The following is a 19,819-nucleotide window of genomic DNA, read 5'->3' as shown; positions in this document are numbered from 1 at the left end:
TACCCTTAAACTTATTACTTTTATATCAACAATAATACCAGTAAATTTATTTACCTCAAAAATTTATGCAAGACACTATTTTAGAACTTAAAGATGTTTCTGTTTACCAAAAAGACAACCTTGTACTTAATAACATCTCTTTAGAGATAAAAAAGGGTGAGTTTGTATACTTAATAGGCAAAACTGGTAGCGGAAAAAGTAGTTTTATGAAAACACTTTATGGCGACTTGGCTTTAAAAGAAGGTACTGGCAATATTGTAGATATAAATTTAAAAACAATGCAAGAAAAAGACATTCCTTTTTTACGCCGTAAACTTGGTATTGTTTTTCAGGATTTTAAATTATTACCAGACCGTACTATAAATAACAATTTACTTTTTGTGCTAAAAGCAACTGGTTGGAAAGACCGCACCAAAATGGATACTAAAATTGAAGAGGTTTTAGACAAGGTTGGTATGAAAACTAAAGGTTTTAAATTTCCTCATGAGCTTTCTGGTGGAGAGCAACAACGTATTGCCATAGCACGTGCTTTACTTAATGACCCTGAACTAATTTTAGCCGATGAGCCTACAGGAAATTTAGATCCGCAAACAAGTGTAGAGGTAATGAAAGTGTTACAAGACATTAACAAAGCCGGACGCACAATTTTGATGGCTACCCATGACTATGCGCTTATATTAAAATACCCATCTAAAACCCTAAAGTGCGATGATAATAAGGTGTTTGAAGTAGTACAACGCGCCGTTTAAAAAAAACAACCTACAAAGGCCTACAACTATGAATGTTGAAGATACCGCCATTAAAACAACCTATTTTAGTATAATAGGCAACCTTTGCCTTGCTATTATTAAAGGACTTGCTGGTTTTTTTGGTAATTCTTATGCCCTTATTGCAGATGCAATAGAATCTACCACAGATGTTTTTTCTTCTTTGTTAGTGCTTGTTGGATTTAAATATGCAAAACGCCCTGCAGACAAAAACCACCCATACGGACACGGTAAAATAGAACCTCTAATAACCTTTTTAGTTGTTGCTTTTTTGGTAACATCTGCAACTATTATTGCTTATGAGAGCATACAAAACATACAAACACCACATAAAACCCCTAAATCTTGGACACTAATAGTTTTAGGCATAATTATAATTTGGAAAGAAATTTTATATCGTATAGTTTTAAAAAAGAGTAAACAAATACACAGTACATCTTTAAAAGCAGATGCTTGGCACCATAGGAGTGACGCAATAACATCTGTAATGGCATTTATAGGTATTTCTATTGCTGTTATTTGCGGCAAAGGCTATGAAACTGCAGATGATTGGGCTGCTTTACTTGCCTCTGGTTTTATATTATACAACAGTTATTTAATTTTAAGACCTGCACTTGGTGAGGTAATGGATGAACAATTATATGATGATTTAATTGATGAAGTTAGAAAAAAATCTGTACAAGTTGATGGCGTTTTAGATACCGAAAAATGTTTTATTCGTAAAGCCGGAATGAAATTTCATATAGATTTACACGCCATTGTAGATGGAAAAATTACAGTAAAAGAAGGCCATGATATATCTCATAAATTAAAAGATTATCTTATGGCTGAAATCCCCAATCTAGAATATGTTTTAATACATATAGAGCCAGATACTTACGAGTAGCATAAAAACATAAAAATGGATAACAAACAGCATCATAAAGGCAAACAACTAGCAACATTTGGTATTTGTGGCGTAATAGGCGGTATTGCTTTACTTACACTACAACAAAAAATTCTTGGTATTATTTGTATTGCTAACGGTGTATTACTTACCTATACTGGCTATAAAAAAATGAAGACTTCTACAGACTATAAAGAGTAAATTAAAATATATTCAGCACAAAAAAAACCGATAAACTTTAACTAAGTTTACCGGGTTATATTATTTTAAAAAGCAAGCTTATTTAATTTCTAAAACTTCTAAATCAAAAATAAGATCTTTACCTGCTAAAGGGTGGTTACCATCTATAACAATAGACTCGTCTTTAACTTCTACTACCATTAGGTTCATTTCTCTACCATCTGGAGCTTTAGAAACTAATCCCATACCAACTTTAGGCTCCATATCTTGTGGAAGCTCAGATTTTTTAACCTCCTGTATTAAAGCCTCATTAACCTCACCATATGCTTCTTCTTTAGCAATAGTAATGGTCTTTTTTTCATTTAGCTTCATATCTAAAACACCTTTTTCAAAACCAGGTATTAACTGCCCTTGTCCTAAAGTAAACTCTAACGGCTCTCTACCTTCAGAAGTATCAAAAACTTGTCCGTCTGCCAACTTCCCTGTGTAATTAACTTTTACCGTGTTGTTTTCCTTAACTATACTCATATCGTATTTTTCAATTTTTAAAATATTCTTTGCATAATTCTTATACAGCCAATATTTTATTTTAAACTTAGACTAATAATTCTGCCAAAACCAAGCCAAAAGACTAAAAACCTGACACAAAACGGCATAAACCCAATTTTTATCAACCTAAAAAAAGAAAAAAAACAACCATAGCCCTTTGTAAGTAGGCATCTAGCAAATTAATTAAGATTAAAAAAAATATCAATCTAAAAATACAAAAGCAGCAACTCTGTCAGTTTTACACATAAAAACAAATATAAACTGGTTGCAAACGATTACAAAATCAATAAAAATTAGCCATTAAAAACAACTACATTAGCTGTAATGATATTACTAATGAAGTATGAAAAATAGTCTTGAAGAATTTTCTAGCACCTTAAAAGATTTTCAGAGCATATTACGCACCACTAAATTTGGGAGTAAAAATGACTTTTTAAACCGAGAAAACTCTAGACCAATAACACACGTAAAAGAACAAGTACTTTCTGCAGAACTTAGTTACTTATACAGTAATTATATTACACTTTTAATTTTACCACACTTACATGTAAATACTTTTTCTAGTTTACAGCCAAAACTTCATATTTTTGGAAAAGGACCTGCTATGACTAAAAAACATAATCCTTGGAAAAACGGAAAAGTTGTAATAGCACACTCATTTAACGCTTCTGCAAAAAAAATATGGGCAGACAACACAAAAGAGCACACTCCCACTTACATTACAGATGTAGAAGGCAACTTTATACAACTAACACCAACTATAAATTTATTTTTTAAATTATTAATAGAGTTATGTATAAGTTATAATAACAACAGAGAATTAGAACCAAAATGTGGCAGCAAAACAGAACTTTGGAATTTACATAGAGAAAACGTAGTATCCCCATACTTTGCCAACCGTATAAAGGACTTAGTACCACAAGAAGATATATTTTTAATAACTGCAGTTTTTACTTTAGATTAAACTTTATATAGTATTTTTACAACGTCTTTTTTTTCCTCAAAAAAGGATGTAATTTAACTATGAACAAATCTACACGTATGACTTTAGACGAAAGAATTGAAAAATCTGTAACTACAATTTTTAAAGCCGTTTTTCCTAATACTACTAACCATTACGATACTCTTTTTGGAGGTACTGCAATGCAACTTATGGATGAAACTGCATTTATTTGCGCAACTAGATTTAGCAGACAACAAATGGTTACTGTTAGCAGTGATAAAATAGATTTTAAAATGCCAATACCAGCAGGTACAATTGCAGAATTGTCGGGCTACGTAACGCACGTTGGTAACACCAGTTTAAAAGTTAGAGTAGATATTTATATTGAAGAAATGTACTCTAGCTACAGAGAAAAAGCTGTATCTGGCGAGTTTACTTTTGTTGCAATTGATGAGAACAAAAAGCCGGTTACTATATTAAACTAATAATCATATTTTGTTTTCTTTTATATCTAACCCATTCACTTTAAATGGAGATAGATGCAATACATAACAAATTTTATACACTAGAACCAGCATTTTTAGAGAAATAAAACAATGAACTGGATAATTTTAATAATTGCAGGACTTTTTGAGGTTGCTTTTGCCTATTGCCTTGGTAAAGCAAAAGAAGCTACAGGAATAGACATATACTTATGGTATGGAGGTTTTCTTGTTTGCGCAACTATTAGCTTTTTATTATTAATTAAAGCTATACAAACCATACCAGTTGGGACTGGTTACGCGGTATGGACAGGTGTTGGTGCGGTAGGCACTGTACTTGTTGGCATTTTAGTATTTAAAGATCCAAGCAATTTTTGGAGAGTTTTCTTTATAACCACACTTATTGGTTCTATTATTGGCTTAAAAGCAGTTTCTCATTAGTTAAAACTAAAAAATAGCAATTTCACGGTAAACAGCTAATTTGTAATTGTATAATTCTGTTATTTTTGATGATTATATAAATAACTAAACCCATTACAATGACAACAAATACAATTAAACAAAAGTTAATAGCTCAAGGTATTTATCATTCTGATAATAACATTGTAAATAAACCCAGTGTAATTGGTTATGAAAAGAAGTTTAAATTAGCTTGGATGGCAACTCAACTAAATACATTTATTGTTGCTACAGATTTTAAAGATGAGAAAATAACTCCAGAACTCATTAACCAACATATTACTGCATCTTTTAATTTCACTAAAGAAAATTATACGGGTTGGCCTCGTGGTTTACAATCTGGTATTGGAGTAATAGCTATTTTAATTTCTAATAATATAGACGAAAAAGCCAAAGAATATTGTACAAAATTAAAATCTGGCAAAAAATGGGCTGGTTTTACGGTACCCGTAATTTTTAATCCAGATACTAATGAAGTGTATCAATTTCAAAAAAATCCTATGTGGGGGCGCATCTATTACCCACACTTTAAAAAAATAATTAATAGCTTAAAATAAATTACAAAGAATTAACCTTAAAACTGTAAAAAGTTAACTAAACATTAAGTTATCAATGCTTTTAAAATAAACCACTTATATCATTAAAAAAGGCTGTAATTTATGCGTCAAAAAGTCCAAATGAAAGAATTGGAAGACCATATTTACATGCAAATTTTGCAATTATCTAAAGCTGCAGATTTATTAACTGAAAAGGAAGAATATACTAGTGCGTTACAAAAATATTGGTCTGCATATGACCTAATTCCCGAACCTAAAACAAAATGGGAAACTAGCACTTGGTTATTAGCATCTATTGGAGACATTAATTTTATAAATAAGGATTTTGAAGCAGGTGTTAAAAATTTATCTAGCGCTATGCAATGTCCAGATGCTATTGGTAATCCTTTTATACATTTAAGACTGGGACAATGCCAACTAGAAATTGGTAATAAACATAGGGCAGAATGTGAACTAAATAGAGCTTACACCATTAAAGGAAAACCTCTTTTTATGCAAGAAGACAAAAAATATTTTGATTTTTTAGATGCCAGAGTAGACTTATCTACAAAGAAAAAAAAGTGGTGGAAACTAATGAAGTAATAGATTAACAAATTTTCACGATTTTATAAGTTTATATCTACTATTTTTGTTGCTTAGCAAAAATAAACTGAATGAACTTAACCATAGAAAATATATTATTAGTTGGCTCTATATTGCTTTTTATAAGCATAATAGTAGGCAAAACTTCTTATAAATTTGGAGTGCCAACTTTATTATTATTCTTGGTAATTGGTATGCTTGCTGGGTCTGATGGTATTGTGGGTATTAAGTTTGATGATCCAAAACTTGCTCAATTTATAGGTGTAGTCTCATTAAATTTTATTCTTTTTTCTGGTGGATTAGATACCAACTGGAACACGGTAAAACCCATATTAAAAGAAGGTATAGTACTATCTACAATTGGTGTGCTTTTAACAGCAGTTACAATTGGCACTTTTGTTTTTTATATTACAGATTTTACAATTTATGAAAGTATGTTACTTGGCTCTATTGTATCTTCTACAGATGCAGCAGCTGTATTCTCTATTCTTAGATCTAAAAACTTAGCACTAAAAAACAATTTAAGACCAACTCTAGAGTTAGAGAGTGGTAGTAATGATCCTATGGCATATGTACTAACACTTGCCTTTTTAACTCTTGTTATAAATCAGGATCAAAGTATATTTTCTATAATACCAATGTTTATACAGCAAATGGCTTTGGGTGCTATTGCTGGTTTTGGGTTTGGTAAATTAAGTAAATACATTATAAATAAAATTAAACTTGACTTTGAAGGTTTGTACCCTGTACTTGTAATTGCATTAATGTTTATTACATTTTCTGCCACAGATTTTGTTGGTGGTAATGGTTTTTTAGCTATTTATATTTGTGCAGTTTACTTAGGTAATCAAGACTTAATTCATAAAAAAACCATTTTAAAAATGTATGATGGTTTAGCTTGGTTAATGCAAATTGTATTATTCTTAACACTTGGCTTACTTGTTTTTCCTTCTAAAATTATTCCGGTTTTTGGCCTTGGAATACTTATATCTCTATTCTTAATTATAGTAGCACGCCCTGTAAGTGTATTTTTAAGTCTACTATTTTTTAAAATGAAATTTAGACGTCGTTTTTATATCTCATGGGTAGGTTTACGTGGTGCAGTACCAATTGTATTTGCCACATACCCATTACTTGCTGGTATAGATAAAGCAGATATGATGTTTAATATTGTGTTTTTTATATCAGTATCATCTGTAATAATACAAGGTACAACGTTATCTGTAATGGCAAAATGGTTAAATGTAGCCTTACCTAACGAGGAAAAAAAGTTAAGTGCTACAGACCTTCTTATGGAAGATAACCCAAAGGCATTAATAAAAGAAATTCCTGTTACCGCTAATTGCTACGCTGTAAATAAAAAAATTGTAGACTTAGGTTTTCCTAAACACGCAATTATAGCAATGATACGTAGAGATAATAAATACGTTACACCAAACGGGTCTACAGTTATTGAAGATAAAGATATATTAGTAGTACTTGCAGACAAGCAAGAAGCTATAGACAATGTAAAAAGCTGCCTTAATAAGTAACTTTAATATAAATTAACATTTACTTATTTATAGATTAAAGTACATTTGTGGCGTGAAAAAAACAGTTAATTTTATAAGCACATTTTTACTTACCACACTGTATTGCTTGGCAATAGGTGTTGTAACAAATTCTCTTGCGTCTTATAATGCAGAAGATATTTCTACAGCTAAAGAAGTTCAGTTTTCATACAATGCATCTAACAACTTCTTTATACAGTCTTCACAAACAGAAAATGTTGTTAGTATTCCTGGTAATAACAGCAACTACCCTTCTAATTTAAAAAATCTTTTTCAGAGTTTTTTAACACCTAGCACTTATGCAACTCCGCATAATACTCTATCGTTAAGCTCTAATTACCAAAGTACTTATATTAACTTTTTAGCACAACTTAAAAAGCTAAAACTAATATTTCCTTTTCATTATTTCTTGTAATTAAGCTGATGTTTTTTACTGTACTACAGTGAAAACAAATTACAAACAAAGGCTATGTAAACACACATAGCCACACTTTACATACATCAACTTAAAAAAAATAAAAATGGATTTAGGAACAGATATAGTAGCAATTATAATAGTGGTAATATGCTTATTGCCATTTATCTTTATAGCCAGAGGAAGAAAAAAAAGAGAAAAAAAAATGCTTACATCTTTAGAAGAAGTGGCTAAAAAAGATAATTGTACAGTTAATGATTATGATATTAATGCTGGTTTTATTATTGGAATAGACCATAAACAAAATCAAGTTTTTTATTACAAAAATGAAGAAGGCGTAATAAACCAAGGGTCTGTAAATTTAACTGGCATTAAAAAGTGTAAAATTGCTACCCATACAAAAGCTATTAATGCTAAAAACCGTAAAGAATATATTGTTGAAGGGTTGGATTTAAAATTTATTCCACGTTACAATCAAGACCCAGAAGTATCTTTTACCGTGTATGATTCCGATTTAAAAATGCAACTTACTGGAGAGCTGCAATTAGCTAAAAAATGGGAAACATTAATTAATAAAAAATTACTACAGTTTAATTAACTTAAAAAAAGCCCTTTACAAGAGTAAAGGGCTTTTTTAATTGCATTATTTAAAGGTTATATATCTTTTAATTCCCAAGATCTAACCCAGTCATAATAAGTTGTTCTTTCTGATTTAGTACCTGTCATTCCTCCATCTTCAGGAACTGGATTCCAATCATAAGTTTCTACCACCAACCTTAAGTACATTTGCAAATTAAACTCTGCTTTGGGAGTTATGCTATAAACTTTTTTACCATCAAGATAAAACTCTATTTCTGTTGGACTCTTCCACCAAGCACCGTAGATATGGTAATCTTCCCAAACCTTTTCTCCTGTAGTTACATTATTTCCTTCAGACCCAACTGGGGTTTCATCAAAAGCAGTATTTCTACTATGTGTATTTGAATGCATTGTTTCATCAAAAGTTTTAGCAAAATTTGCCGTTCCTGTAATTTGCCCAACACACTCTTGTATATCCAATTCTGTTACTCTTTTATCACAACCCTCACCCTCACCAACAACATTAATTAACCAAAATGTAGAAGACATAAAAGTTTTATTTGCTTTCATACTACATTCTACATAAGTACCAACTTGTACTGCGTTTTTAGAGTAAATATTAGAACCTGCGTGAGTAAAAGTGTCGTCATTAATTACTTCTGGCTCGTTTAACTCATATGAAGTTAGCATTAAATTACCATCAGCTTCTGATACTGTATTCGCTTTAAAAATTCCTGGAGCTCTGCCTATCCAACGTGTACTAGTATTTTCCCATTTAGCTTCATCAAAACTATTATTATTAAACTCATCTGATATATTTTCAATCTTGGTCCATTTTTTACCCAAGGGAGTAGGACTGTTACCATCTATAAAAAACGGAGTTTCTTCAGCAATATCATTGTTTACAGCAGTATTAACGGTATCATCATCACTAGAACTACTACATGATAAACCACTAAAAATGATCAATACAATTAAATATTTTAAATTTATTTTTAACATTTGTAAGTTTTTTCTTTATTAAATATATAAAAAGAATTAATGCTGTTCTAGAATAAGCTTAAAAACTACATTTAATAATTGCCTGTAAAATTTAAAATAATTTAAGAGCATTAACATAAAAAACTGCAAATAACTTATTACAAATTAGTTACAAATAATTGCTACTATTGTGATGACATATAAAATCTTTAAATATTACATAGATTTAATTAATACACACTCTTAAAAGTTTTTTTGTTACTTTGTTAATCCTAACTATAAAGTAACTAAATGGAAGTACTTGGTATAGACATTGGTGGTTCTGGAATTAAAGGAGCACTTGTAAACGTAAAAACAGGAGAAAAAATTACAGAACGATTTAGGATTCCTACTCCGCCTACTAAAAAACCAAAAGAAATGGCTAAGGTGGTTAAAAAAATTATTAAACATTTTAATTACAACGGACCAGTTGGTTGTGGTTTTCCTACGTTAATAAAAAACGGAATTTGTAAAACACCAGGAAATTTACATAAAAAATGGGTAGACACAGACGTGACTAAACTTTTTTCTGAAACTACTGGCTTACCTTTTACAGTTATTAATGATGCTGATGCTGCTTGTTATGCTGAAATGAACTATGGTGTAGGTAAAGAGCTTAAAGGCTTTGTAATTATGATTACCGTAGGTACCGGCTTAGGAAGTAGTGCTTACTTAGATGGTAAACTAATTCCTAATTTTGAGTTAGGACAAATACCATATAAAAAACATAAAAAAATAGAACTATGGGCAGCAGACTCTGCCAGACAAAGAGAAGAACTTTCTTTTAAAAAATGGGGAAAACGTTTAAACACTTTTCTACAATACGTAGAGTTGTTAGTAGCACCAGATACTATAGTTATTGGTGGTGGTATATCTAAGGAGTTTGATAAATTTAGCAAACACATAAAAATTAATACCCCCGTAATACCTGCTGTTTTAGAAAATCACGCGGGAATTATAGGCGCCGCCTCTGCTACTATAAAAAAATAAAAAGCATAAAAAAAGCCTTTATAACACTTATTATAAAGGCTTTTGATAAATATTAAAATGATTTGGTATTATTTTAATACTTCTGCTCCATTAGGTTTAGAAAAGTAATTTTCTGGTACTTTATTAGAAAAACTAATATCACTAACATCTATTTTAGTAATGTATTCTCCTAGACCATTTTCTTCCTCTAGTTTAGACCAATATGTTTTAAATCCTTTAGCAAATACAATACCGTTTACAGTTGTAGTTTCTTGTGTTACTGTTATTTTTTCTGGAGCGTGTCCGCCTTCAGGAAAATATTCTGGGTAAGAAACAATATATTTAAAAGCATCTACCAAATTAGTTTCTGCATTTATATACATAATGTAGTAATCATCTGGAGCAGAACCCACACCTTTGTCATACGTTACTTTAACTACATTTTGTAAAGCTCCTTTAAATTCTACTTGTGGCAATAACTCTAAGTTAACACCTTTACCGTCAAAAACAAATGGCTGGCCAGAAAAGTATATTGGAGTTAACGCCCAAAATTTAGTATCGTACTCAAAAGAAGTACTGTCTTTTGCTTTTATCCAAGCCTCATTACCATCCCAACCAAAAATATCATTTTTATCTGTAATACTATTGTGCCTTGCTTTGTTGTTCCAAGTATCTATAGTTTGGTATGAGTCTCTAATACCTTTACCATTTAATGGTTGGTAATTAAATCTAAAAGATAAATAACCGTTAGCATACCATTTTTTTAGTCCGCCATGTGCCTCCATTGCACCCCATAAAACTTTACCAGCCTCTGTAGCATTTAATCTATTACTAGCAGAAGTAACTCTTTTTTCTATCCAAGAATCTGGTATTTGATATTCAGATTTTTCTGTTTGAGTTACTGTAGATTTAGCAGCTTCTTTTTTACTTGCTTCCTTACAAGCTACAAAACTTAATACCGCAAATAAACTTACAAGTTTCACTGTTAATTTCATTATTTTCTATATTTATGTGTTACTAATTAGTAGTCGTTTAAACTTACAAAACATTTCAGAAATAAATAAAAAAAATCCCAAGACTTATGTCTTGGGATTTTAGTAGTATAAACTTAATTAATTAAGCTATTTTATTACGTTTACGTTCATTTTCTGTTAAGTAAATTTTACGTAATCTTAAGTGCGCAGGAGTTACCTCTACGTACTCATCTTTTTGTATGTATTCTAAAGCTTCTTCTAAAGAGAATTTAATAGCTGGTACAATTTTAGCTTTATCATCTGCCCCTGAAGAACGTACGTTAGATAACTTTTTAGTTTTAGTGATGTTAACTGTCATATCATCACCTCTAGAGTTTTCTCCAATTACTTGACCTTCGTAAATATCTTCGCCTGGATCTACAAAGAACTTACCTCTGTCTTGTAATTTATCAATAGAATAAGGAATTGCTTTTCCTGTTTCCATAGAAACTAAAGAACCATTTTGACGCTGAGGAATATCTCCACGCATTGGTTGGTACTCTAAGAAACGGTGTGCCATAATAGCCTCACCAGCAGTTGCAGTTAATAATTGGTTTCTAAGACCAATAATACCACGAGAAGGAATTAAGAACTCGCATACCATACGCTCTCCTTTTGCCTCCATACTAGTCATTTCACCTTTACGCATAGAAACCATTTCTACTGCTTTACCAGATACAGCCTCTGGTAAATCTATAGTTAAACTTTCTACAGGCTCACATTTAACACCATCAATCTCCTTAATAATAACTTGTGGTTGTCCAATTTGTAGTTCATAACCTTCTCTACGCATTGTTTCAATAAGTACAGACAAGTGTAATACACCACGTCCAAATACTAAAAATTTATCAGCACTATCAGTTTCGTTTACACGTAACGCTAAGTTTTTCTCTAACTCACGCTCTAAACGATCTTTAATATGACGAGAAGTTACAAACTTACCATCTTTACCAAAGAAAGGAGAATCGTTAATTGTAAACAACATACTCATTGTTGGCTCATCAATAGCAATACTCTCTAATTTTTCAGGGTTTTCCATATCAGCAACAGTATCACCAATTTCAAATCCTTCTAAACCTACAATAGCACAAATATCTCCTGTATTAACTTCTTCTACTCTTAATCTACCAAGACCTTCAAAAGTATAAAGTTCTTTTATTTTAGATTTTGTAATGGTACCATCTCTTTTTACTAAAGAAATTTGCTGACCTTCTTTTAAGCCACCACGTTGTAATCTACCAATAGCAATTCTTCCTGTAAATGAAGAATAATCTAACGAAGTAATAAGCATTTGAGTATTTCCTTCTTTTGGTTCAAAAGTTGGAATATGCTCAATAACCATATCTAATAATGGCTCTATATTTTCTGTTTCGTTTTTCCAGTCGTCACTCATCCAGTTATTTTTAGCTGAACCGTATACTGTTGGAAAATCTAACTGCCACTCCTCTGCTCCTAACTCAAACATTAAGTCAAAAACTTTTTCGTGTACTTCTTCTGGCGTACAGTTTTCTTTATCAACCTTATTAACAACAACACAAGGTTTTAAACCAAGGTCAATTGCTTTTTGCAGTACAAAACGAGTTTGTGGCATAGGTCCTTCAAAAGCATCTACTAAAAGTAAAACTCCATCTGCCATATTTAATACTCGCTCTACCTCTCCACCAAAATCGGCGTGACCAGGAGTATCTATAATGTTAATTTTTGTGTCTTTATAGACTACAGAAACGTTTTTAGATACGATTGTTATTCCGCGTTCGCGTTCTAAATCGTTGTTATCTAATATAAGATCACCTGTATTTTGGTTTTCTCTAAATAACTGACAGTGGTACATGATTTTATCTACCAAGGTCGTTTTCCCGTGATCTACGTGGGCAATAATTGCAATGTTCTTTGTTGTTGACATAACTGATTTTTAAATGCATTTACCTTCCTAAATGCGCGCGCAAAGATACTCTATTTTTTTTACTCAAAAGCAAAAGATTACAATTTCTTATTATACTGATTTAGAGCTTGTTTACAAAATGTAAAATACTGGTAAAAACTACTATCTTTGCAATTACAAATTTAGAACACAGATGAACTTAGATCTTATACCTCAAATAAAACACACAAAAAGCGACAATTTTTTCTTACTATCTGGCCCTTGTGCTATAGAAGGTGAGGATATGGCTTTACGTATTGCTGAAAAAATAATTACAATTACAGATAAGTTAGAAATTCCTTATGTTTTTAAAGGAAGTTTTAAAAAAGCAAACCGTAGTAGAGTAGATTCCTTTACTGGGATTGGTGATGAAAAAGCGCTTAAAATATTACGCAAAGTATCAGAAACTTTTAACGTTCCTACAGTTACAGATATTCATGAAGTATCTGATGCAGAAAAAGCTGCAGAATATGTAGATGTATTGCAAATACCTGCTTTTTTAGTTAGGCAAACAGATTTAGTTGTTGCGGCTGCAAATACAGGTAAAGTTGTTAACCTTAAAAAAGGACAATTTATGAGTCCTGAAAGTATGCAACATGCAGTTACTAAGGTTACAGATAGCAACAACCAACAAGTTATGGTTACAGATCGTGGTACTATGTTTGGCTACCAAGATATGATTGTAGATTTTAGAGGTATACCAACTATGAAGCAATATGCACCTGTTGTATTAGATGTAACACACTCTTTACAACAGCCAAACCAATCTTCTGGTGTTACAGGTGGTAGACCAGATATGATAGAAACCATTGCAAGGGCCGGTATTGTAACTGGTGCAGATGGTATTTTTATGGAAACACATTTTGACCCAGCAAATGCTAAAAGTGATGGTGCAAATATGTTACACTTAGATCATTTAGAGCGAGTACTAACAAACCTAGTAGCCATTAGGAAAACAGTAAATAGTTTAGAGTAAACACAATTCATCAATCAAAACCAATCAAACTTACCATACCAATGTTTAAAAACATCCTATTATTTTGTATTGCTGTAATAAGCACTACACCACTTGTTGCGCAAGAAAGTTACACTTTTGGACAATTATCTGATTTTGATAAAAACTTAACTATTTATGAAAAAGACAGCACAGCCAATGCCGTTGTACTTTATGAAAAAGGCGATAATTACTTTAAGGTAATAGATAATAGGATACAAGTTGTAAAAAAGTATTATTCTAAAATAAAAATATTAAAAAAAGAAGGACTTTCTAAAGCTAATGTAGCTATTTCATATTATGCTAATAACAAGGTTAGTGAAAAAATTGAGGATATTAAAGCCGTTACTCATAATGGACAGTCTAAGATAAAATTATCGTTAAATAATATATTCACCGTCCGTGAAAATGAAAGATGGTCTACCAAAAAATTTGCTTTTCCTGATGCTAAGGTTGGTAGTATTATAGAACTTGAATACACTTTAACATCTCCTTTTATATACAATTTTAAAGGATGGCAATTTCAATCTAATATTCCAAAAATATATAGTGAGTTTAACGCAAAAATTCCCGGAAACTATGTTTATAATAGGAGTCTAATTGGTTTTTTAAAGTTAGAAACCAATACATCTGAGATAGAAAAAAGATGTTTTAAAGTAGATGGCTACCCAGAAAGCGCTGATTGCGAGGTATTAAAATATGCCATGAAAGATATACCTGCATTTAATGACGATGAAGATTTTATGCTCTCTCCTAAAAATTACATTTCTAGAATAGATTTTGAGTTATCTGTACATTATGATTTAAAAGGAGGTAGAGATAGATTTACACAAACTTGGCAAGATGTAGATAAAGAATTTAAACAAGATAAAAACATAGGTAGACAATTAACTAAAAAAGGTTTTTTTGAGAAAAATGTACCAGAGTCTCTATTAACAGAAGGTGATTCTTTAACCAGAGCTAAAAACATTTTTAATTTTGTAAAAGATAGATTTACTTGGAATGGCAAGTATGGTATTTACAGGGATATTAGAGTAAAAAGTGCTTTTGATAATAAAACAGGTAACATAGGTGAAATAAATATTTCCTTAATAAACCTATTAAACAGTGCTGGTTTAAAAACAGATTTAGTCTTATTATCTACCAGAAGTAATGGCTTGCCTAAAAAATCTCATCCGGTAATGTCTGATTTTAACTATGTGATAGCTAAAACTATAATTGGAGGAAAAACATATTTACTAGATGCGTCTGATAAGTTAATGCCATTTGGTATGTTACCATACAGAGCATTAAACTACCAAGGTAGAGTAATGGACTTTAAAAACGATAGTTACTGGGAAACTATTACGCCACAAAAAGACAATCAGCTTTACGTATTAGCTAACTTAGAATTAGATCCAGAAACTCATAAAATTACAGGCTCCTATAATGAAATGAATAGTGGTTATTTAGCTATTGAAAGAAAAAAAGTTTTAAACGACACCACAGAAGATGATTATTTAAACGATAAGGAAAAAGAGATTGGGGTTAATGCAGAAATTAACGAGTATAATTTAGTTGAAGAGCAAAGCAATGAAAAACGTACTGTTGAAAATTTCTCATATACTAATAACACTGTACTAGACCAAAATACATTGTATATAAACCCGTTTTTAGTTAAGTCTTTTGGCTCCTCTAACCCTTTCACTGCAGAAGATCGTAAATACCCTGTAGATTTTGGATTTAAACGTACTTACACTTATGCAGCCAAAATAAAAATTCCAACAAGCTACACCATTGTAGAAACACCTAAAAGTATTAACTTGTCTCTACCTAACAAAGGAGGTAGATTGCAAATGTTGGTTAACTCTAAACCTGGATTAATTACTGTGTCCTTCAAATTAATAATAAATAAAGAACAATATAGCCCTGAAGAATACTTTTCTTTAAAAGAACTTTTTAAACAAGTAATTAATGCTCAGAACAATTCTTTAATTGTTTTAAAAAAACTTTAATTTAATGCTAAATAGTTAAAAAAAATTATAAATAATTCAATTTTAACTAGTTATTTTCCTACAAATCTAATACTTTTATCTTTCAACTAAAAAATTAGATAAAAGATGAAAACTATAAAATGTTTATTCGCATTTACATTTGCTTTGTTATGCTTTTCATGTGATAATACAACAAAAGACACTGGTACTACTATAGGATCTTTACATATTTCTAGTGCTACACCAACACCAGGAGACTCTTTACACCTAAGTTATGCCACTACAGCTAAAAAGGAAGATATTAATGCTTTTTACTATTATACGGTTGGTTATAAACAATATCCTGTAGATCTTAACTTGAGTAAAGCAGATAGTTTATACAAAGCTTCTATTGTAATACCAGATTCTGCAATTGCTATTGCGTTTAATTTTAAAAATAAAAAGGACTTTGACACTAACAATAACAAAGGATATTTGCTGCCATTAACAAATAGTAACGGCGACACTTTAGCTGGTGCAATGGCTAGTTTGGCTAACTTTAAATTAAGAATGGGTGCTAACCTTGGTTTAGATGTAGATAAAAAAGAAGCTTATAAAGAAATGAGCTCAGATGTATTATCTCATAAGGAAATTCAGAAAGACTGGGATGTTGTATTTCCTAGAACTTTTATGGCAGAAGATAAAACAGAAGCAGAAAACTATATTAAAGAACGTATTGCTACTTACTCTAATAACACCAACTTAACAGAACAAGACTATAGAAACCTTAACTCCCTGTACCAAACTTTAGGAGAAAAAAGTAAAACAGATTCTTTACAGCTTGTTATGGAAGAAAAATTTCCTACTGGTACAAATGCACAGCAAAAAGCTTGGGCTACTTTTTATAAAGAACAAGATTATGAAAAGCAAAAACAGCTTTACACCAAATTTAAAGAAGTATTTGGCGAAAAAAGCAAAATTAAAGACTATATGGTTACTAGGCTAGCCGCTAAAGCCATAGAAAATGGAAATAAAGAAGAGTATGTACAACTAATGTCTCAGGTAACCGATAAAAATATGCTACCTAGCTCATATAATAGTCTTGCTTGGAGTTATGCAGAGAAAGGAGAAAATTTAGACTTTGCAGCAGAAATATCTAAAAAATCTCTAGAACTTACTAAAAACGCAATAAATAATCCTGAAGAAAAACCTGCATACAGTACAAAATCTCAGTACATAGATAATATGAAAAGTTCATACAATATGTATGCAGATACGTATGCGTTAATTAAGTTTAAACAAGGAGAAATTGATGAAGCCATAAGCTACCAAAAAGAAGCAATTGCAGAAGGCAAAGACCCTGAGCTTAATGAACGTTATATTATGTTTTTAAGTGAAGGTAAACAGTACGATACCGTTTTAAAAGAAGCCGCTAAATTTATTGAAGAAGGCAACACAACAGCAAAAATTAATGACTACTATAAAAAAGCTTACATTACACAAAACGGTTCTGAAAACGGTTTTGAAGAAAAGTTAAAAGCACTTGAAAAAGTTGGGCATCAAAAATTGGTTGCAAAAACCAAAGAAGAAATGATAAATGAAAAGCCTAAAAACTTTAGACTTAAAAATTTAGAAGGAGAAACGGTAGAACTAGCATCTTTAAAAGGTAAAATTGTTATTTTAGATTTTTGGGCAACCTGGTGTGGTCCTTGTAAGGCTTCTTTTCCTGGTATGCAAAAAGCTGTAGACAAATATAAAGACAATAAAAATGTGGTATTTTTATTTGTAGACACTATGGAAAGCGGTGACTATGAAACCAGAAGTAAATTAGCTGGTGATTTTGTAAAAAATAACAATTATAGCTTTCAGGTTGTGGTAGATAACCCTGTTAAAGAAGGTAGTAGAGAATACCAAGTTGCGTCTAATTTTGAGGTAACAGGTATACCTACAAAAGTAATTATTGGTCCAGACGGAAACATAAAATTTGTATCTGTTGGCTACAGTGGTAGTACAGATAAATTAGTAAAAGAATTATCATTAAAGATTGACTTGCTAAACTCGTAACCATTTACATTTAGTTATCAATAAGGCAACTCTAACCAGTTGCCTTTTCTTTTTTTAAAAATTAATTTCCATAAAACTTTTTATGGCGTACCTGGTAAGCATCTTTAACCACAGCTACTAAAACAGTATCATTAACTTCCTCTAAACTTGTATAACGTAAAGATTTCATTTTTTTACGTCCGTCTACAACTAACAACTCTGTATACTTTGTTAAATATTGTCCGTTTTTAAAAACCAAATCTACATAGTTTTTATTGTAATTTAAATGACAAAAAGGACTATCATCTACATAAAAATAAGGAAGCTTGTATTTAAACTTTAAATCTACACTAGGCAAAGTACGTACTATAGTTCCGTGTAAATGCATTAAAATAGCTCTATAATTTTCTGGTGCATTGTAGATGTATTCTTCCGCTGGTTTCATAATTTAAATATATAAATTTTATATGGGTTGTTGCATAACACAATTATTTTAACTTACTTTGTTTTTCAAAGTACTTTAAATATGGATTCTAAAAAATACTTAGACGATATTTCTGAAATTAAGAATATGATGAGTAAGTCGTCTCGTTTTATGTCTTTAAGTGGACTGTCTGGAATATTAGCTGGCGTGTATGCGTTAATTGGAGCTTATTTAGCACACAATATTATACATAATATAAAATCAGAACCAAGTAAGTTAAAACGTTTTTTGATGACTTTTGGCGCACTAGATAGTTTACTTATAATTGCTTTAAGCGTTATGGTGTTGGCCTTAGTAACTGGTACTGTACTTACCTATTTTAAAGCTAAAAAAAGTGGTGAAAAAATGTGGGATATATCTAGCAAACGTTTATTACTAAACTTTGCGCTACCATTGGTTGTTGGCGGACTATTTTGTTTGGTATTAATACAATATGAATACATAAAAATTGTAGCTCCTGCTACCCTAATTTTTTACGGACTTGCCTGTGTTAATGCTAGTAAATACACATTGGGCGGCGTACGTTATTTAGGCATAACAATAATTGCTATTGGTTTAATTTCTACCCAATTTATTGGATATGGTTTATATTTTTGGGCCTTAGGTTTTGGAGTCTGCCATATTATTTATGGATCTTTAATGTATTTTAAACATGATCGTAGTTAAGTATGAGTATTATAAACAATATTAATAAAGCATTTGATCACCGCATTAGATTGGGCATTATGTCTATTTTAATGGTTAATGATTATGCAGATTTTAATATGTTAAAAGAACTATTAGGTGCAACTGACGGTAATATAGCCAGTCACACCAAATCTTTAGAAAAGGTAGAGTATATAAAGGTTGAAAAACAATTTATTGGTAAAAAACCAAATACACGATATTCTGCCACAAAATTGGGTAAGCTAGAGTTTAAAAAACATATAGATGCACTTGAAAAATTAATAGGAAAACAATAGTATTATTTTTTTACCCCTTCACTTTGAAAAACAAAGTACTTTTAAAAATTAAAATATGAGAGCAATAGTATTAGAAAAGTTATATGACTGGAGTAAAATTCCGTATCAGAAATTTTTAAAAAAGAACAATGCTTGGAACATACAAATAGCCACTTTATTAGACTACCCTAAAGGTACATTAGGTAATAGTTTAGGTATTTTTATAACAAAACATAATTTTGAGCTACAAGCAAAGTTAGAAAGTCATGATGTATTTCATGTACTTACAAATACAGGTATTACAGTACCAGAAGAAATTAGCATGCAGTTTTATTTGTTAGGAAATGGCAAGCGTAGTCTTTATTTATTCTCGGTTGTATTTTTAGGACTACTACTCTACCCTGACTATTTTAAAGTTTTTAAAAAAGCATACTACAAAGGCGGTAAAGCTTTACAATTTCATCAGTTAAATTTTTTAAGAATGCTGCATTTACCTGTCCAAAAAATTAAAACAACCTTTTTAATATCATAAA

At 30.9% G+C, this 19,819-nt stretch carries 23 protein-coding genes; 18 read left to right on the top strand and 5 right to left on the bottom strand.

What is annotated here, in order from left to right:
* Positions 1 to 65: 65 nt before the first annotated feature.
* From KLA_RS07930 to KLA_RS07920, 3 genes are read left to right on the top strand one after another with little or no spacing between them, the layout of a single operon-like run.
* On the top strand, positions 66 to 749 hold the full coding sequence (locus tag KLA_RS07930; RefSeq protein WP_013621848.1) for a cell division ATP-binding protein FtsE: 684 nt from the start codon (positions 66 to 68) through the stop codon (positions 747 to 749).
* A gap of 28 nt (positions 750 to 777) precedes the next feature.
* Positions 778 to 1,653, top strand: coding sequence for a cation diffusion facilitator family transporter (locus KLA_RS07925; RefSeq protein WP_013621847.1), 876 nt, complete (start codon positions 778 to 780; stop codon positions 1,651 to 1,653).
* 15 nt (positions 1,654 to 1,668) lie between these two features.
* Positions 1,669 to 1,854: a hypothetical protein gene (locus KLA_RS07920; protein WP_013621846.1), complete on the top strand. Its 186-nt coding sequence runs from the start codon at positions 1,669 to 1,671 to the stop codon at positions 1,852 to 1,854.
* Between the two features lie 78 nt (positions 1,855 to 1,932).
* On the opposite strand, the gene KLA_RS07915 is transcribed toward KLA_RS07920, so the two are convergent.
* Entirely contained in the window at positions 1,933 to 2,361 is a 429-nt protein-coding gene (locus KLA_RS07915) for a peptidylprolyl isomerase (protein WP_013621845.1), read from the bottom strand.
* Positions 2,362 to 2,725: 364 nt separating this feature from the next.
* Here KLA_RS07915 and KLA_RS07910 point away from each other — a divergent pair, with 364 nt between their 5' ends.
* The 8 genes from KLA_RS07910 (at position 2,726) to KLA_RS07875 (ending at position 7,968) form a co-directional block, all read left to right on the top strand.
* Positions 2,726 to 3,346: a hypothetical protein gene (locus KLA_RS07910; protein ID WP_013621844.1), complete on the top strand. Its 621-nt coding sequence runs from the start codon at positions 2,726 to 2,728 to the stop codon at positions 3,344 to 3,346.
* A gap of 77 nt (positions 3,347 to 3,423) precedes the next feature.
* Positions 3,424 to 3,810: an acyl-CoA thioesterase gene (locus KLA_RS07905; protein ID WP_034645015.1), complete on the top strand. Its 387-nt coding sequence runs from the start codon at positions 3,424 to 3,426 to the stop codon at positions 3,808 to 3,810.
* Between the two features lie 111 nt (positions 3,811 to 3,921).
* Entirely contained in the window at positions 3,922 to 4,248 is a 327-nt protein-coding gene (locus KLA_RS07900; protein WP_013621842.1) for a DMT family transporter, read from the top strand.
* A gap of 98 nt (positions 4,249 to 4,346) precedes the next feature.
* Positions 4,347 to 4,823 carry a hypothetical protein gene (locus KLA_RS07895; RefSeq protein ID WP_013621841.1) on the top strand — a complete coding sequence of 159 codons (477 nt, stop codon included), beginning with the start codon at positions 4,347 to 4,349 and terminating at the stop codon, positions 4,821 to 4,823.
* Between the two features lie 120 nt (positions 4,824 to 4,943).
* Positions 4,944 to 5,405 carry a hypothetical protein gene (locus KLA_RS07890; RefSeq protein WP_034644920.1) on the top strand — a complete coding sequence of 154 codons (462 nt, stop codon included), beginning with the start codon at positions 4,944 to 4,946 and terminating at the stop codon, positions 5,403 to 5,405.
* A 71-nt stretch (positions 5,406 to 5,476) separates the two neighbouring features.
* Positions 5,477 to 6,937: a potassium/proton antiporter gene (locus tag KLA_RS07885; protein ID WP_013621839.1), complete on the top strand. Its 1,461-nt coding sequence runs from the start codon at positions 5,477 to 5,479 to the stop codon at positions 6,935 to 6,937.
* 52 nt (positions 6,938 to 6,989) lie between these two features.
* The gene (locus tag KLA_RS07880) at positions 6,990 to 7,370 is read left to right on the top strand and encodes a hypothetical protein (protein ID WP_075695241.1); all 381 of its coding nucleotides are present in this window, start codon (positions 6,990 to 6,992) and stop codon (positions 7,368 to 7,370) included.
* A gap of 106 nt (positions 7,371 to 7,476) precedes the next feature.
* Positions 7,477 to 7,968: a hypothetical protein gene (locus KLA_RS07875; protein WP_034644916.1), complete on the top strand. Its 492-nt coding sequence runs from the start codon at positions 7,477 to 7,479 to the stop codon at positions 7,966 to 7,968.
* 56 nt (positions 7,969 to 8,024) lie between these two features.
* Here the strand turns inward: KLA_RS07875 and KLA_RS07870 are convergent, their stop codons facing one another.
* Entirely contained in the window at positions 8,025 to 8,951 is a 927-nt protein-coding gene (locus KLA_RS07870) for a family 16 glycosylhydrolase (RefSeq protein ID WP_034644913.1), read from the bottom strand.
* Positions 8,952 to 9,221: 270 nt separating this feature from the next.
* Here KLA_RS07870 and ppgK point away from each other — a divergent pair, with 270 nt between their 5' ends.
* Positions 9,222 to 9,959: a polyphosphate--glucose phosphotransferase gene (ppgK, locus tag KLA_RS07865; RefSeq protein WP_034644912.1), complete on the top strand. Its 738-nt coding sequence runs from the start codon at positions 9,222 to 9,224 to the stop codon at positions 9,957 to 9,959.
* A 68-nt stretch (positions 9,960 to 10,027) separates the two neighbouring features.
* Here the strand turns inward: ppgK and KLA_RS07860 are convergent, their stop codons facing one another.
* Entirely contained in the window at positions 10,028 to 10,933 is a 906-nt protein-coding gene (locus tag KLA_RS07860; protein WP_034644910.1) for a hypothetical protein, read from the bottom strand.
* A 121-nt stretch (positions 10,934 to 11,054) separates the two neighbouring features.
* On the bottom strand, positions 11,055 to 12,854 hold the full coding sequence (typA, locus tag KLA_RS07855) for a translational GTPase TypA (protein WP_013621833.1): 1,800 nt from the start codon (positions 12,852 to 12,854) through the stop codon (positions 11,055 to 11,057).
* Positions 12,855 to 13,026: 172 nt separating this feature from the next.
* On the opposite strand from typA, the gene kdsA reads away from it, so the two are divergent.
* The 3 genes from kdsA to KLA_RS07840 all read left to right on the top strand — a co-directional run bounded on the left by kdsA (position 13,027) and on the right by KLA_RS07840 (position 17,882).
* Positions 13,027 to 13,848: a 3-deoxy-8-phosphooctulonate synthase gene (gene kdsA / locus KLA_RS07850; RefSeq protein ID WP_034644909.1), complete on the top strand. Its 822-nt coding sequence runs from the start codon at positions 13,027 to 13,029 to the stop codon at positions 13,846 to 13,848.
* 41 nt (positions 13,849 to 13,889) lie between these two features.
* The gene (locus KLA_RS07845) at positions 13,890 to 15,860 is read left to right on the top strand and encodes a DUF3857 domain-containing protein (protein ID WP_034644908.1); all 1,971 of its coding nucleotides are present in this window, start codon (positions 13,890 to 13,892) and stop codon (positions 15,858 to 15,860) included.
* 105 nt (positions 15,861 to 15,965) lie between these two features.
* A complete protein-coding gene (locus KLA_RS07840) occupies positions 15,966 to 17,882 on the top strand; it encodes a TlpA disulfide reductase family protein (protein ID WP_034644907.1) in 1,917 nt (638 codons plus the stop codon).
* A 61-nt stretch (positions 17,883 to 17,943) separates the two neighbouring features.
* On the opposite strand, the gene KLA_RS07835 is transcribed toward KLA_RS07840, so the two are convergent.
* The gene (locus KLA_RS07835; RefSeq protein ID WP_034644906.1) at positions 17,944 to 18,306 is read right to left on the bottom strand and encodes a DUF1801 domain-containing protein; all 363 of its coding nucleotides are present in this window, start codon (positions 18,304 to 18,306) and stop codon (positions 17,944 to 17,946) included.
* Between the two features lie 81 nt (positions 18,307 to 18,387).
* Here KLA_RS07835 and KLA_RS07830 point away from each other — a divergent pair, with 81 nt between their 5' ends.
* Genes KLA_RS07830 through KLA_RS07820 form a run of 3 tightly spaced genes read left to right on the top strand, consistent with a single transcriptional unit; the run spans position 18,388 to position 19,818 of the window.
* Positions 18,388 to 19,011, top strand: coding sequence for a hypothetical protein (locus KLA_RS07830; protein WP_034645013.1), 624 nt, complete (start codon positions 18,388 to 18,390; stop codon positions 19,009 to 19,011).
* A 2-nt stretch (positions 19,012 to 19,013) separates the two neighbouring features.
* Complete coding sequence (locus KLA_RS07825) at positions 19,014 to 19,307, top strand: winged helix-turn-helix domain-containing protein (protein ID WP_034644905.1); 294 nt, start codon at positions 19,014 to 19,016, stop codon at positions 19,305 to 19,307.
* 55 nt (positions 19,308 to 19,362) lie between these two features.
* A complete protein-coding gene (locus KLA_RS07820; protein WP_013621826.1) occupies positions 19,363 to 19,818 on the top strand; it encodes a hypothetical protein in 456 nt (151 codons plus the stop codon).
* The last annotated feature ends 1 nt before the right edge of the window (position 19,819 follow it).

Origin of the sequence: Cellulophaga geojensis KL-A (assembly GCF_000568425.1) — a bacterium.
In the GTDB taxonomy this organism is placed as follows: Bacteria; Bacteroidota; Bacteroidia; order Flavobacteriales; family Flavobacteriaceae; genus Cellulophaga; species Cellulophaga lytica.
This window is presented reverse-complemented; position numbering and strand designations above follow the sequence as displayed.